Origin of the sequence: Myxococcus qinghaiensis, assembly GCF_024198215.1 — a bacterium.
Taxonomy (GTDB): domain Bacteria; phylum Myxococcota; class Myxococcia; order Myxococcales; family Myxococcaceae; genus Myxococcus; species Myxococcus qinghaiensis.
On record NZ_JAKCFA010000008.1, the window covers coordinates 192,110 to 205,637 of the forward strand.

The window sequence follows — 13,528 nt, forward strand, 5'->3', positions numbered from 1 at the left end:
GTCGCCCCGCTGCTATCCTCGCGTCCATGAAGCGCCCCCCAGAGCAGGACGCGCCCGCGATGCCGTCGCTGCTCGTCTTCACCATCGCGGTGCTCCTCTTCGGCTCACCGCTGCGGCGTCTGTGGTTGGCGGAGGACGCGCCCGGGTACATGCCCTTCGTCGTCTGGCTGGGCGTCATCGCCCTCGGCGCCTGGGCCGCGTACCGGAGCGGTGGCCATGACGCTTGAGATTGGCTCACTCGTCGCCGCCTCCGTCGCTTATTTGCTGGTGCTGTTCCTCGTCGCCTACGCGGCCGAGCGCGGCCTCATCTCCTCGCGCATCACCCAGCACCCGCTCGTCTACGCGCTCGCGCTTGGCGTCTACGCGACGTCGTGGTCCTACTTCGGCAGCGTGGGCTACGCGGCCCGACACGGCTTCCGCTACCTGGGCATCTACCTGGGCGTCACGCTGGCGTGTCTGCTCGTGCCCGTGCTGTGGCGCCCGTTGCTGCGCCTCACTCGCGAGCTCCAGCTCACCTCGCTGGCGGACCTGCTCGCCTTCCGCTACCCGGGCCAGAGCACCGGCACCGCAGTGACGCTCTTCATGCTGGCCGGCAGCCTCCCCTACCTCGCGCTCCAGGTGCGCGCCGTCGTCGAGTCCGCCAAGGTCCTGAGCCCGTCCGCCTCGCCCACGCTCGTCGGCATGGGCTTCTGCGCGGTGCTCATCGTCTTCTCCGTCCTCTTCGGGGCGCGCCACCTCACCCCGCGCGAGCGCCACGAAGGGCTGATGCTGGCCATCGCCTTCGAGTCCGCCGTGAAGGTCGTGGCCCTCGTGGCCGTGGGCGCTTGGGCCGTGCACTCGGTCTTCGGTGGCGTGGATGGCCTGTGGAAGTGGCTGGAGGCGAACCCGGAGGCGGTGGAGCAGCTGCGCCGTCCCGCTCGCGAGGCGTCCTGGGCTCCGCTGCTGGTGCTCTCCTGCGCCGCCGCCTTCCTCACCCCGCGCAGCTACCACGTCGCCTTCACCGAGGCCCCCGAGCGGGACGCGCTCGCCACCGCGACGTGGGCCTTCCCGCTCGTCCTGCTGGTGATGAACCTGGCCGTGCCCGTGGTGCTGTGGAGCGGCGAGGCGCTGTCCCTGCCCTGGCCCGCGGACTTCCACCTGCTCTCGGTGCCCGCCTCGCGCGGCGCAACGGGGCTCGCGCTGGTGGCCTTCCTGGGCGGCGTGTCCGCATCCAGCGCCATGGTCATCGTCACCACGCTGGCCCTGGCCCCCATGTGCCTGACGCACCTGGTGCTGCCCCTGGGCTACGCGCGCGGACAGCCCCACCTCTACGGCTGGCTCCTCTGGGCGCGCCGACTGCTCATCGCGCTCATCATCCTCGCGGGCTATGGCTTCTACCGGCTCCTGGACACTCGCGGCCTGGGGCTCGTGGACCTGGGGCTCGTGTCCTTCGTCGCGGTGGCGCAGTTCGCCCCGGGCGTGCTGGGCCTGCTCTTCTGGAAGCGGGCCACTCGCGCGGGACTGCTCTCCGGCCTGGGCGCCGGGGCCGCCATGTGGATGCTCACGCTCGTCGTTCCGCTGTGGGCCTCTCCTGGCCTGGTCGCGTGGACCCACCGCGTCGCCGTGCTGCTCGGCTTCCCGGGGGACGAACCCTGGGGCTTCTCCACCTTCGCGTCGCTCACGCTCAACACGCTGGCCTTCGTCGGCGTGTCCCTGGCCACTCGACAGTCCGCGTCCGAAGCCGAGGCCGCGCGGGCCTGCACACGGGAAGCTCCGGGACTCGTCTCCGGTGGCGTGGAGGCGGGCTCGCCCCGGGAGTTCCGCGAGCGACTCGCGCCCCTGCTCGGTGTCGAGGCCGCGTCGGCGGAGGTCGACCGCGCGCTGGCGGGCCTGGACATGTCTCCTGACGAGCGCCGCCCCTCGGAGCTGCGCCGCCTGCGCGACGGCGTGGAGCGAAACCTGTCCGGACTCCTGGGTCCGGTGCTCGCGCGCCTCACCGTGGAGGAAGCGCTGCGCCTGGGGCCCGGCACCCGCGCCGCGCTGGCCGAGCAGCTCCGCTTCGTGGAGGAGCGCCTGCGCGATGCCCGGGGGATGCAGGGTCCCGTGCACACGGTGGAGGCCGTGCGGCGCTACCTGCGGCGCATCCTGGAGGACCTGCCGCTCGGCGTGTGCGCGGTGGGACCGGATGGCGAGGTGGTCATCTGGAACGCCGCACTGGAGCGCCTGTCCGGCGTGGAGGAGCACGCCGCTCGCGGCCATCCCCTCTCCGCCCTGCCCAGCCCGTGGGGACCGCTCCTCTCCAACTTCGCGGCCGGCGCTGAAGCGGACACCGAGACGCGCGTCACGGTGAACGAAGCCGAGCGCACGCTGCGGCTCCACCGCTCACGACTGACGCCGGATGAAGAAGGCGGCGGCACCTCCGAGGGCATGGCGCTGCTCGTGGAGGACCTGACGGCGCGCAAGGCCGTGGACGCGCGGCTGGCGCACCAGGACCGGCTGGCCTCACTGGGGCGCGTGGCGGCGGGCGTGGCGCACGAGATTGGCAATCCGCTGACGGCCATCGCCAGCCTGACGCAGAACCTCAAGTACGAGCTGGATGACGCGGACGCGGTGAAGGAGCGCACCCAGCTCATCCTCCAGCAGTGCCGCCGCATCGACGCGATTGTGCGCGCGCTGGTGGGCTTCAGCCACGCCGGCACGGTGGGCGGAGAGGCGCGCCCCTTCGCTCACGTGGAGGTGGGCCCCCTGCTGAGCGAGGCCGTGCAGCTCGCCCGCCTGGCGCGCACCGCGACGAAGTCCCGAGGCGTCCGCTTCGAGCACCGCAGCCCGGAGGGGCTCGTCGTCCAGGGCGACTCGCAGCGCCTGGAGCAGGTGCTGGTGAATCTGCTGACCAACGCCATGGACGCCTCACCCGAAGGCGCCAGCGTGGACCTGGAGGCGGAGGCCACGCAGGGCCGCATCCACCTGCGCGTGTTGGACCGGGGGCACGGCATTCCCTCCGAGCTCTCGCAGCGGGTCTTCGAGCCGTTCTTCACCACGAAGCAGCCGGGCGAGGGCACGGGCCTTGGGCTCGCGCTGGTGGCGGGCATCGTCCGGGAACACGGCGGCACCATTCAGGTGGACAGTCGGACGGAGGGAGGGACTAGCGTGACGGTGAGCCTGCCCGATGCGCGCGGCGTGGAGTCGAGCACGCGTCCAGGTCCGGGAGCCACCGCATGAGTCGCATCCTGGTCATCGAGGACGAGCCCATCATCCGCACGGAGCTGCGACGGTTGCTCGTGCGCGCGGGGCATGACGTGTCCGAGGCGGGCTCGGTACAGGAGGCCGCGAGCGACTACGCGCTGGACTCGTTCGACCTGGTGCTCTCAGACCTGCGCCTGCCGGGCGCGCCGGGCACGGACGTCATCGCGCTGTGCCCGGGAGTGCCGGTGCTCATCATGACGAGCTACGCCACGGTGAAGTCCGCCGTGGATGCGATGAAGCTGGGCGCCGTGGACTACATCGCCAAGCCGTTCGACCACGACGAGCTGCTGCTCCAGGTGGAGCGCGTGCTGCGCGAGGGCAAGCTCACCCGGCAGAACGCCGCGCTCAAGCGCGAGGTGGAGCAGGCGTACCCCGTGAGCGGCATGGTGGGGAGCAGCCCGCCCATGCGCGACGTGTTCGAGCGCATCCGCAAGGTGGCCCCCTCCCCCGCCACGGTGCTGGTGCTCGGCGAGTCCGGCACCGGCAAGGAGCTGGTCGCCCGCGCCCTCCATGCGCAGAGCCCTCGCGCGGACGGCCCGCTGATATCGGTGAACTGCGCGGCGATTCCAGAGGGCCTCCTGGAGAGCGAGCTGTTCGGCCACGAGAAGGGCGCCTTCACCGGCGCGCTCACCGCGCACGCGGGCCTGGTGGAGGCCTCGCACGGCGGCACCCTCTTCCTGGACGAAGTGGGCGAACTCCCCGCGCCCGCGCAGGCGCGCCTCCTGCGCATGCTCCAGGACGGCGAGGTGCGGCGCGTGGGCTCCACGCGGCCTCGCAAGGTGGACGTGCGCATCGTCGCCGCCACGCACCGCGACTTGCCTCGCCGCGTGCAGGAGGGCGTCTTCCGCCAGGACCTCTATTTCCGCCTGCGCGTGGTGGAGATTCGCATGCCGCCCCTGCGCGAGCGCGGCGAAGACCTGCCCGTGCTGGCGAAGTACCTGCTGGAGAAGGCCTGCCGGAAGCTCGGCCGCGCCCCCGCCACGCTCTCACCCGAGGCGATGCTGGCCTTGAGCGTCCACCCCTGGCCCGGCAACGTGCGCGAGCTGGAGAACGCCCTGGAGCGCGCCGTCATCCTCTCGGACGGCCCTGTCATCACCCCGGTGCTGCTCGCGCTGGAGCTGCCCGGCGGCGAGGCGAGTCCCCTCTCCCCCGACGCACCCGAGCCCGTCGAGCCGGAGGCCGAGGAGACGGGCGGCTCCATGGAGGAGTACTTCCGCCGCTTCGTGCTGGAGCACCAGGAGCACATGGGCGAGACGGAGCTGGCGAAGCGGCTGGGCATCAGCCGCAAGGCGCTGTGGGAGAAACGCCAGAAACTCGGCCTCCCGCGCACGCGCGCCTGACACACCACCTTCAGGGCAGGGACGGTGTCACCGGCCAACGGCGTTGCTTGCGCGCCATTTGTTACGACGCATTGCACGATTCGTTACCGAGGTAACGCCCACGTCACCTTCCGTAACATCCTGACGCGGCGAGCCAGCCTGCAACGTCTTGAATCTCCGCGCGGAGGCCGCTGGCCGGAGTGTTGCTCTGGGCGACGGGCATGCCCCTCCCCCCCACGCGCCCGTTGCCGCTGCTGCTCACGCTCGCGGTGGCCCTGCTGCCCCTGGGCTCCGCGCTCGCCGGGAAGCTAACCCTCGGCGAAGAGGCACACCTCAACATCAACATGTTGATTCAGCCCCAGGCCCAGTTCATCAAGGACGGGGCGCCCCTCGGAGGCGTGGGCACCGACTTCTTCCTGCGACGCGTGCGCCTGCTTGTCTACGGCAACGTGACGAAGCGCCTGTCCTTCTTCTTCGAGACGGACCAGCCCAACTTCGGCAAGGACGGCAACTACAACATCGACTTCTTCGTCCAGGACGCGTTCATCTCCTACGAGTTCGCCGACAAGTTCTGGGTGGACGCGGGCTTCCTCATCGCCCCTCTGTCGCGCCACAACCTGCAGGGCGCAATCGCTCTCAACACCGTCGACTACCACTCCAACCTCATCCGCTTCACGCCGGGCGTCGGCAAAATCTGGCGCGACATGGGCGTGCAGCTTCGAGGCTTCGTGGGGCCGCTCGGCTTCCGCGCCGCCATCCTCAACGGAGCCGAGGGCACCGTGCGCGAGGACGCGCCCACCATCAACCCGGATGACCTCCCCCGGGGCGTGGCGATGGTGCGGTGGAACTTCCTCACCCGCGAGGAGGACCTCTTCTTCCAGGGCATCTACTTCACCGACAAGCCCCACCTCTCCGTGGGGGCCGGCGTGGACTACCAACATGCGGCCGTCGCGACGGCCAGCGGCGTGCACGACTCGCTGGCGTTGTCCGCGGACGTGTTCCTGGACTGGCCCATGGGCAATGACCAGGAGCTCGTCTTCCAGACGGGCGTGTTCGCCTACCGCCAGGGGATGGACAGCCCACAGAGCGGCACGGGCTTCCTGTCGGAGCTGGGCTACCGCATCGGCCAGGTCGAGCCGCTCGTGTCCTTCGAGTACTTCAACTCGCGCGTCATCGCGCAGGACGCGTTGGTGGTGAGGCCCGGCTTCAACATCTGGTTCCAGAAGCACACCTTCAACCTGAAGACGGAGGTCGCCATCTCCCGCCTGGGCGACCTCTCCGAGGCGGAGACTGGCATCGCCGGCACCGCGCAGCTCCAGTTCTTCTACTGACACCCCCTGCTCTCCCCGAGGTCACTCCCGATGACTGCCGCGAAGGATTCGTTCGTCCCGCCGAAAGAGCACTTCTCCAGGGTCTCCCACGTGAAGACGCTGGAGGAGTACCGCGACCTCTATCAAATGAGCCTGCGAGAGCCCGACGCCTTCTGGGGCGAGCAGGCCCAGCGGCTCACCTGGTTCCATCCACCGGAGGCCATCCGCGAGGTAGACGCGGAGCAGGTGGACTTCTCCTGGTTCAGCGGCGGCAAGCTCAACGCCGCGTACAACTGCGTGGACCGCCACGCCCGCGAGCGCCCTGGCAAGGCCGCCATCATCTGGGCCCGGAACGAGCCGGGCGAATATCAGACCATCACCTTCCGGGAGCTCCAGCACCACGTCGGCCGGGTGGCCAACGTGCTCAAGGCGCACGGCGTCCGCAAGGGCGACCGCGTCTGCATCTACCTGCCGATGATTCCGGAGCTGGCGTACACCATGCTCGCGTGCGCGCGGCTGGGCGCGGTGCACTCGGTGGTGTTCGCGGGCTTCTCCTCGGAGTCGCTGCGCGAGCGCATCCTCGACTGCGGCGCCCGGGTGCTCGTCACCGCGAACGAGGGCCCGCGCGGCCCCAAGAGCGTGCCCACCAAGGCCATCGCCGACGAGGCGGTGGAGGGCCTCACCCAGGTGACGTCCGTGCTGGTGGTGCGGCGCACGTCGCGCGAGGTCCCCATGGTGGAGGGGCGCGATGCGTGGCTGGACGTGGAGATGGCGCGCCACCGGGGCGTGTGCCCCGCCGAGTGGATGGACGCGGAGGACCCGCTCTTCATCCTCTACACCTCCGGCTCCACTGGAAAGCCCAAGGGCGTGCTGCACACCACGGGCGGCTACCTCGTCTACGCGGCGACCACGCACCACTACGTCTTCGACGCGCGGCCGGACGACGTGCACTTCTGCACGGCGGACCTGGGCTGGGTGACGGGCCACAGCTACCTGCTGTACGGCCCGCTCCTCAACGGCACCACCACCGTCCTGTTCGAGTCCACGCCGTCGTACCCCGACGCGGGCCGGCTGTGGCAGGTGGTGGACGACGTGAAGGCCACCATCCTCTACACGGCGCCCACCGCGCTGCGCGCGCTCATCAAGGAGGGCGACGCGTGGGTGAAGAAGTCCTCGCGCAAGTCGCTGCGCCTGTTGGGCAGCGTGGGCGAGCCCATCAACCCGGAGGTCTGGCGCTGGTACCACGACGTGGTGGGCGAGGGCCGCAACCCCATCATCGACACGTGGTGGCAGACGGAGACGGGCGGCATCCTCATCTCCCCGCTGCCGGGCGCGACACCGTGCAAGCCCGGCTCCGCCACCCTGCCCTTCTTCGGCGTGGAGCCGGTGCTGCTGGACGACGAGGGCCGCGTCATCGAGGGCAACGGCGTCAGCGGCAACCTGTGTCTGGCGCGCTCCTGGCCCGGACAGGCGCGCACGCTGTACGGCCACCACCAGCGCTTCGTGGAGACGTACTACTCGCGCTTCCCCAACCTGTACTTCACCGGCGACGGCTGCCGGCGCGACGAGGACGGCTACTACTGGATTACCGGCCGCGTGGATGACGTCCTCAACGTCTCCGGCCACCGCCTGGGCACCGCGGAGGTGGAGAGCGCGCTCGTGGCTCACGAGGCCGTGGCCGAGGCCGCCGTGGTGGGCTTCCCCCACGACATCAAGGGCACGGGCGTGTGCGCCTTCGTCACGGTGAAGCCCGACTGGCAGGAGACGTCCACCGAGCAGATGGTGGGCGCGCTCAAGGAGCAGGTGCGCCACGTCATCGGCCCCATCGCCACGCCGGACCGTGTCGTGGTGGTCAATGGCCTGCCCAAGACGCGCTCCGGCAAGATTCTGCGCCGCATGTTGCGCAAGATTGCCTCCGGCGAGACGGAGAACCTGGGGGACGCCACCACCCTGGCCGACCCCGCCGTGCTGGATGAGCTGCTCACCAAGGGCGCGCCCGTGCGGGCCCAGTCCTGATTCCCCCTGGCCTTCCGACGTCACACTGGAGACAAGCGATGCCCTCGAAATCCCAAGAAGACGCCCTGGAAGCACTCGCCGCGTCGCGCTGGCGCGTGGCCGCCGTGCTGACGGTGGCCACGCTGGTGGCGTACTTCGGCTTCATCCTGCTGGTGGCCTTCAACAAGCCGCTGATGGGCAAGCAGCTCACTCCCGGCCTGTCGGTGGGAATCCTCCTGGGTGCCGTCGTCATCGTCACCGCCTGGGCGCTGACGGGCATCTACATGATTTGGGCGAACGGCAAGTACGACCGCGCCCTGAGCCAGCTGCGTCGCTGAGAGCGAGCCTCGAATGAATCCCACGACAACCCCAGGAACGGGCACGCAGCTGGGCCAGCCCAACAGCACGGCCATCCTCTTCTTCCTCCTCTTCGTCGGCGTCACCCTGGGAATCACGTACTGGGCGGCGCGCAAGACGAAGACGACCTCGGAGTTCTTCGCGGCCGGCGGCGGGGTGAGCGCCCTGCAGAACGGCTTCGCCCTCGCGGGCGACTACATGAGCGCCGCCAGCTTCCTGGGCATCGCCGGCCTCGTCGCCATGTCGGGCTTCGACGGGCTCATCTACTCGGTGGGCTGGCTGGTGGGCTGGCCGGTGGTGACGTTCCTCATCGCGGAGCCCTTGCGCAACCTGGGCAAGTACACCTTCGCGGACGTGGTGGCGTACCGCCTCAAGCAGACGCCGGTGCGACTGGCCGCCGCGCTGGGCACGCTCACGGTGGTGAGCTTCTACCTGATTGCGCAGATGGTGGGCGCCGGCAACCTCATCCACCTGCTCTTCGGCCTGTCCTATGAGCTCGCCGTCGTCATCGTCGGCGCGGTGATGATTCTCTACGTGCTGTTCGGCGGGATGATTGCCACCACGTGGGTGCAAATCGTGAAGGCCGTGCTGCTGCTCGCGGGCGCGTCCGCCCTGGCCGGAGCGGTGCTGTACAAGTTCGGCTTCAACCCGCTGGCGCTCTTCAACGAGGCGGCCACGCAGTATGGAGCGCAGACGCTGGCGCCGGGCGCGCTGGTGAGCAACCCGCTGGAGACGATTTCGCTCGGGCTGGCGCTGATGTTCGGCACGGCGGGCCTGCCGCACATCCTGATGCGCTTCTACACGGTGCCCAACGCGAAGGCGGCGCGCAGCAGCGTGTTCTACGCCACGGGCCTCATCGGCTACTTCTACCTGGTGACGTTCATCCTCGGCTTCGGCGCGTCGGTGCTGGTGGGCCGGCAGGCGATTACGAGCGTGGACAAGGGCGGCAACATGGCGGCGCCCATGCTGGCGGAGGTGGTGGGCGGCACGGGCTTCCTGGGCTTCATCTCCGCGGTGGCCTTCGCCACCATCCTCGCGGTGGTGGCCGGCCTGACGCTGTCCGGCGCGGCGGCGCTGTCCCATGACTTGTGGTCCAGCGTGGTGCGCAAGGGCGAGGCGCCCGAGCACGAGCAGCTCAAGGTGGCGCGGCTCGCCAGCCTCTTCCTCGGCGTGCTGGCCGTGGTGCTGGGCGTGGCATTCAAGGGACAGAACGTGGCCTTCATGGTGGGCCTGGCGTTCGCCATCGCCGCGAGCGCCAACTTCCCCGCGCTGCTCCTGTCCATGGCCTGGAGGAAGTTCACCACCTATGGAGCGGTGGCCAGCATGCTGACGGGCTCCTTCAGCGCGGTGCTGCTCATCTTCCTGTCGCCCACCGTACAAGTGGACCTGTTGAAGAACGCGAGCGCGATGTTCCCGCTGAAGAATCCAGGCATCATCACCATGCCGTTGGCTTTCGTCGTGGGAGTGCTCGTGTCGCTGTTGTTCCCGGAGCGCGAGTCCAGCGAACGCTTCGCGGAGGTGAAGCACCGCATGCACATGGGCGCGGTCCTGCCCCCTGTACCCGCCGCGGCGAAGTCGGCCGCGTCGGACCCCAGCGCGACACCGACTCCCACGCCCAGCAAGGCGTGACGCCACCGAGTAGCCCTCCTCCGTCATTGCTCCTGGGGAGGAGGGCGGGGGTGGGGCCCGGGCCTCCAAGGAGCCCGGGGCCCGCCCCTCTTCAGGACGCTCCGGCGCCCCCGCCAGTCGCTCCCGCGCTCTCATGCGCGCGGTGGAGCCGGCGCTCGTGGGCCCGCCCGCTCCCCAGCACCCGCGCCAGGCGCTGAATCCTTTTCCCGACCAAAACCCTCACCGTCAGCCCATGGCGTGACACCCTCGCACCTCGGACTCTTCTCGATAGGTGTGTCACATGAATCCGGTCCTTCTCCCCCTCCTGGGAGGCATCCTCATCGGCCTGGCCTCGGCCGTGCTGCTGCTCTTCCACGGCCGCATCGCGGGCATCAGCGGCATCACCGGCGGGCTCTTGTCCCCGGCGCCGGCCGACGTGGGCTGGCGCGTGGCCTTCCTCGGAGGACTCGCCGTGGGAGGCGTGCTGCTCGCGGTATTCCGTCCGGAGTCGTTAGGGCCTCCGGTGCTCACCAGCGTGGGCGCCACGCTCGCGGCCGGGCTGCTCGTCGGCTTCGGCACCCGGCTGGGCGGCGGCTGCACCAGCGGCCACGGCGTCTGTGGCCTCGCCCGGGGCTCCAAGCGCTCCCTCGTGGCCACCCTGACGTTCATGGCGACGGCGGCGCTCACCGTCTTCATCTCCCGACATGTGCTGGGAGGTGCTTCATGAAGTCGCTCATCACGCTGAGCGTGGCGGGCCTCGCGGGAGTGCTGTTCGCGCTGGGGCTGGGGCTGGGAGGGATGACGGACCCGGCGAAGGTGGTGGGTTTCCTCGATGTGGCGGGACGTTGGGACCCGAGCCTCGCCTTCGTCATGGCGGGCGCGCTGGGCACCTACGCGCTCTTGCGTCCCCTCATCCTGCGACGCACGCGCCCCGTGCTCGCCGAGCGCTTCCCTCCGCCGCCCCAGGCCGCGGTGGACGGTCGCCTCGTCTCGGGCGCGGCCCTCTTCGGCATCGGGTGGGGAATGTCAGGCTATTGCCCCGGCCCGGCCCTCGTGTCGCTCCCGGTGGGAGGCACCACGGTGCTGCTCTTCGTGGGAGCCATGCTGGTGGGAATGGGCGCGTTCCGCGCGTGGGAAGCAGTCCGCTCGGCCCGGATGATGAGGCAACCTGGGTAGGCCTGTAGCTCGTGGACAACCCACTTGGACGGCGGTGCGGGCTTGCGCCACGCATTGCGGGGCCCCAAATCTCAGACTTCCGGGCATGTGAAATGATTGGGATGTCACATCCGCGCGTTTGAGTGCATTTGCAAAGCTTTGGATGGATCACCCTCGCTTGAAGTGCTGGCTAGGATGAGTCCCCGATGCCACGAGCCGCGAACAGGATTCTGGACGTCGACGAAGAAAAGCTCGTCCACCAGTTCCCCGGGCTGGACCGCAAGGCGGTGGGGGCGTTCTTCACGCCCGCACCCCTGGTGGAACGCACGCTATCGCTCGCGATGGCGCACCTGGGAGCTGGACCCCTCACGGTGGTGGACCCCGCCTGTGGGGCAGGAGCTTTCTTGTCGGCGGCCTCGAAGCTCTGGCCAGGAGCCCGTCTGTGTGGGCTGGAGCTGGACCCCGCCGTAGCCCGACTCTGTCAGGCGCGAGTCCCGGAAGCCGACGTGCGCGAAGGCGACACGCTGCGAGGTGGGATGGAACCCCTGCTCGCGATGACGCCTCCGGAGCACCGCGAGCTGTGGGTGGGAAATCCCCCCTACAACGGCACGTCGCCAGTGCTGAAGGACCCGACGGCCTACGCGAAGCTGCGCGCCCTCTTGCCCCTGGCGCTCCCACCGGGCACCAGCCTCAGGGACGACTTCGCCTTCTTCCTGCTGGTGGCCGCGCACCGGCTCTCCACGCGGCCCGGCGTGCTCGCCTTCATCACCCCCGCGAGCCTCTTGGACGCGTTCCTCTACGCGCCGCTGCGGCAGTCGCTGTTGCGCATGCTGACGCTGCGCGAGGTGGTGGACCTGGGGCCCGGCGCCTTCGCGGGCACGCAGGTGCGCACGTGCATCACCGTGTGGTCCTCGCTCCCGGGCCACGTGGACCCGCCGCGCTTCGAGCGACGCGGCGTCTGGCAGCACTTCACGCCCGAGGCGCCCGAGTGGCGCCTGGCACCCACCACCCCGGAGGCCAGTGCCTTGGATGCACGTTGGAGCGCTGAAGGCGAGCCCCTCACCACGCTGGTGCCGGTGAGCCTGCCGGGGGTGAAGACCCGCTTCGACGAGCTGCTGGTGGACGCGGACCCGGAGCGCCTGCTGGCGCGCATCCGCGCCTTCTCCGCGTCACCCCTGGAGGAGCTGTCGGAGTTCGCTCGGGTGCACGGCCTGTCGGAGGAGCTGCTGCCCAAGCTGCGCGCGCTCAAGATAGGCACGCCGCTGGAGGTGGACGCCAAGCACCTGCGGCCCTTCTATCGCTACGGTGGGGCGCGGCACCGGGGCACGCTGCCGCCGGAGACTCGCGCGTTCTGCTACCTGGACCGGCGCTTGATTCCCCGGGGAGACCACCGGCTGCGCGGCCCGTATGACCCGCACGTGGGCGCGGTGAAGCTGCTCTTCAACGTGCGTGAGCTGCCGCTGTCCGCCGCGCTGCTGGAGGAAGAGGGCTGCGTCCATGACCACCGGCACGCGCGCTTCGCGCCCCTGTATGTCCCCAAGCGGCTGAGGGACGAGGGCCTGCGCGTCACCCGCTCCTCCACGTCGGCGGAGGAGCTGGGCCCGCTGGTGCCCAACCTGTCGCCGCGAGGGTTGGAGTGGGCGGAGACGCTGGGAGGTCCCCTGCCCGCCTTCCAGGCAATCGTACGCTTCCTCAATGGACCCGAAGTGCAACGCGTCTGGGCTCCGGCCTTCGGAGCGTCGCGCGTGGTGCCGGTGCCGTTGGTGGTTCCGCCTCCTGGTCAGGAGTGAGCAGGTGCGAGGCGGGGCGTCTGCCCGCCCGCACGGTTTCCCGGCGGGCTGCGGAAACAACCGCTAGTGTCCACCTTCGCTTCTCTGCTTTCCCTCAGGAGGAAGGACCTACTTCATGAAAATCCGTGCGCTGCTGACCGCCACCGTTCTCACCGCCGCTGCTCCCGTGTTGGCCCAGGCCCCCGCGGCCCCGCCGCCCGCCGAGCCCGCGCAGGCGGCCCCCGCCACGGCGCCCGCGCCCGCGAAGAAGACGATTCCGCCGGGAGAGATGGCCAAGGCCCCGGTGAAGGACGCGCAGGGCAAGGACGTGGGCGAAGTGACCTTCGAGCAGACCAAGAACGGCGTGGTCATCAAGGGCGTGCTGCATGACCTGCCTCCCGGTCAGCATGCGTTCCACATCCACGAGACGGGCAAGTGCGAGGCGCCGGAGTTCAAGACGGCGGGCGGCCACTTCAACCCGTCAAAGAAGGCGCACGGGATGATGTCACCCAAGGGCAAGCACGTGGGTGACCTGCCCAACCTTTATGTGGGCCAGGACGGCAAGGTGCAGTTCGACACGTTCGCCCAGAACGGGCTCACCTTGAAGTCGCTCTTCGACAAGGACGGCTCCGCCATCGTCGTCCACACCAAGGAAGACGACTACCAGACCGACCCCACGGGCGACGCCGGTGGCCGCATCGCGTGCGGTGTCGTCGAGAAGCAGCAGCCGTAAGCGTCCGTCCTCGTGAGCGCCCCGCCTGGAAGCAACGCCAGGCGGGCAGCGCCCGAGTCG

General features: G+C 69.9%; 11 protein-coding genes. All 11 read left to right on the forward strand.

Annotated features, from left to right (window positions below; translation table 11 throughout):
* Window positions 1-26: 26 nt before the first annotated feature.
* Window positions 27-227, forward strand: a complete 201-nt coding sequence (locus LZ199_RS16765) for a hypothetical protein (RefSeq protein WP_141640700.1) — start codon at window positions 27-29, stop codon at window positions 225-227.
* On the forward strand, window positions 217-3,198 hold the full coding sequence (locus LZ199_RS16770; protein WP_253994706.1) for an ATP-binding protein: 2,982 nt from the start codon (window positions 217-219) through the stop codon (window positions 3,196-3,198). The genes LZ199_RS16765 and LZ199_RS16770 overlap by 11 nt, the downstream gene beginning before the upstream one ends.
* A complete protein-coding gene (locus tag LZ199_RS16775) occupies window positions 3,195-4,562 on the forward strand; it encodes a sigma-54-dependent transcriptional regulator (protein ID WP_253994707.1) in 1,368 nt (455 codons plus the stop codon). Before LZ199_RS16770 ends, LZ199_RS16775 begins: the two co-directional genes overlap by 4 nt.
* A 200-nt stretch (window positions 4,563-4,762) precedes the next feature.
* Window positions 4,763-5,872 carry a porin gene (locus tag LZ199_RS16780; RefSeq protein ID WP_253994708.1) on the forward strand — a complete coding sequence of 370 codons (1,110 nt, stop codon included), beginning with the start codon at window positions 4,763-4,765 and terminating at the stop codon, window positions 5,870-5,872.
* Window positions 5,873-5,902: 30 nt separating this feature from the next.
* On the forward strand, window positions 5,903-7,867 hold the full coding sequence (gene acs, locus LZ199_RS16785; RefSeq protein WP_253994709.1) for an acetate--CoA ligase: 1,965 nt from the start codon (window positions 5,903-5,905) through the stop codon (window positions 7,865-7,867).
* A gap of 38 nt (window positions 7,868-7,905) precedes the next feature.
* Complete coding sequence (locus LZ199_RS16790; protein ID WP_253994710.1) at window positions 7,906-8,184, forward strand: DUF485 domain-containing protein; 279 nt, start codon at window positions 7,906-7,908, stop codon at window positions 8,182-8,184.
* A 13-nt stretch (window positions 8,185-8,197) separates the two neighbouring features.
* The gene (locus LZ199_RS16795; RefSeq protein ID WP_253994711.1) at window positions 8,198-9,832 is read left to right on the forward strand and encodes a sodium:solute symporter family transporter; all 1,635 of its coding nucleotides are present in this window, start codon (window positions 8,198-8,200) and stop codon (window positions 9,830-9,832) included.
* Window positions 9,833-10,112: 280 nt separating this feature from the next.
* The gene (locus LZ199_RS16800; protein ID WP_253994712.1) at window positions 10,113-10,538 is read left to right on the forward strand and encodes a YeeE/YedE family protein; all 426 of its coding nucleotides are present in this window, start codon (window positions 10,113-10,115) and stop codon (window positions 10,536-10,538) included.
* Entirely contained in the window at window positions 10,535-10,987 is a 453-nt protein-coding gene (locus tag LZ199_RS16805; RefSeq protein ID WP_253994713.1) for a DUF6691 family protein, read from the forward strand. Before LZ199_RS16800 ends, LZ199_RS16805 begins: the two co-directional genes overlap by 4 nt.
* Window positions 10,988-11,172: 185 nt before the next feature.
* Window positions 11,173-12,756, forward strand: a complete 1,584-nt coding sequence (locus LZ199_RS16810; protein WP_253994714.1) for an HsdM family class I SAM-dependent methyltransferase — start codon at window positions 11,173-11,175, stop codon at window positions 12,754-12,756.
* 115 nt (window positions 12,757-12,871) lie between these two features.
* The gene (locus LZ199_RS16815; RefSeq protein WP_253994715.1) at window positions 12,872-13,468 is read left to right on the forward strand and encodes a superoxide dismutase family protein; all 597 of its coding nucleotides are present in this window, start codon (window positions 12,872-12,874) and stop codon (window positions 13,466-13,468) included.
* Window positions 13,469-13,528 lie beyond the last annotated feature (60 nt).

Bases quoted from the DNA above. Each gene is read 5' to 3' on its own strand.
- LZ199_RS16795 (WP_253994711.1), top strand. From the start codon at position 8,198: ATGAATCCCACGACAACCCCAGGAACGGGCACGCAGCTGGGCCAGCCC.
- acs (WP_253994709.1), top strand. From the start codon at position 5,903: ATGACTGCCGCGAAGGATTCGTTCGTCCCGCCGAAAGAGCACTTCTCC.
- LZ199_RS16790 (WP_253994710.1), top strand. From the start codon at position 7,906: ATGCCCTCGAAATCCCAAGAAGACGCCCTGGAAGCACTCGCCGCGTCG.
- LZ199_RS16765 (WP_141640700.1), top strand. From the start codon at position 27: ATGAAGCGCCCCCCAGAGCAGGACGCGCCCGCGATGCCGTCGCTGCTC.
- LZ199_RS16780 (WP_253994708.1), top strand. From the start codon at position 4,763: ATGCCCCTCCCCCCCACGCGCCCGTTGCCGCTGCTGCTCACGCTCGCG.
- LZ199_RS16805 (WP_253994713.1), top strand. From the start codon at position 10,535: ATGAAGTCGCTCATCACGCTGAGCGTGGCGGGCCTCGCGGGAGTGCTG.
- LZ199_RS16775 (WP_253994707.1), top strand. From the start codon at position 3,195: ATGAGTCGCATCCTGGTCATCGAGGACGAGCCCATCATCCGCACGGAG.
- LZ199_RS16815 (WP_253994715.1), top strand. From the start codon at position 12,872: ATGAAAATCCGTGCGCTGCTGACCGCCACCGTTCTCACCGCCGCTGCT.
- LZ199_RS16810 (WP_253994714.1), top strand. From the start codon at position 11,173: ATGCCACGAGCCGCGAACAGGATTCTGGACGTCGACGAAGAAAAGCTC.
- LZ199_RS16770 (WP_253994706.1), top strand. From the start codon at position 217: ATGACGCTTGAGATTGGCTCACTCGTCGCCGCCTCCGTCGCTTATTTG.
- LZ199_RS16800 (WP_253994712.1), top strand. From the start codon at position 10,113: ATGAATCCGGTCCTTCTCCCCCTCCTGGGAGGCATCCTCATCGGCCTG.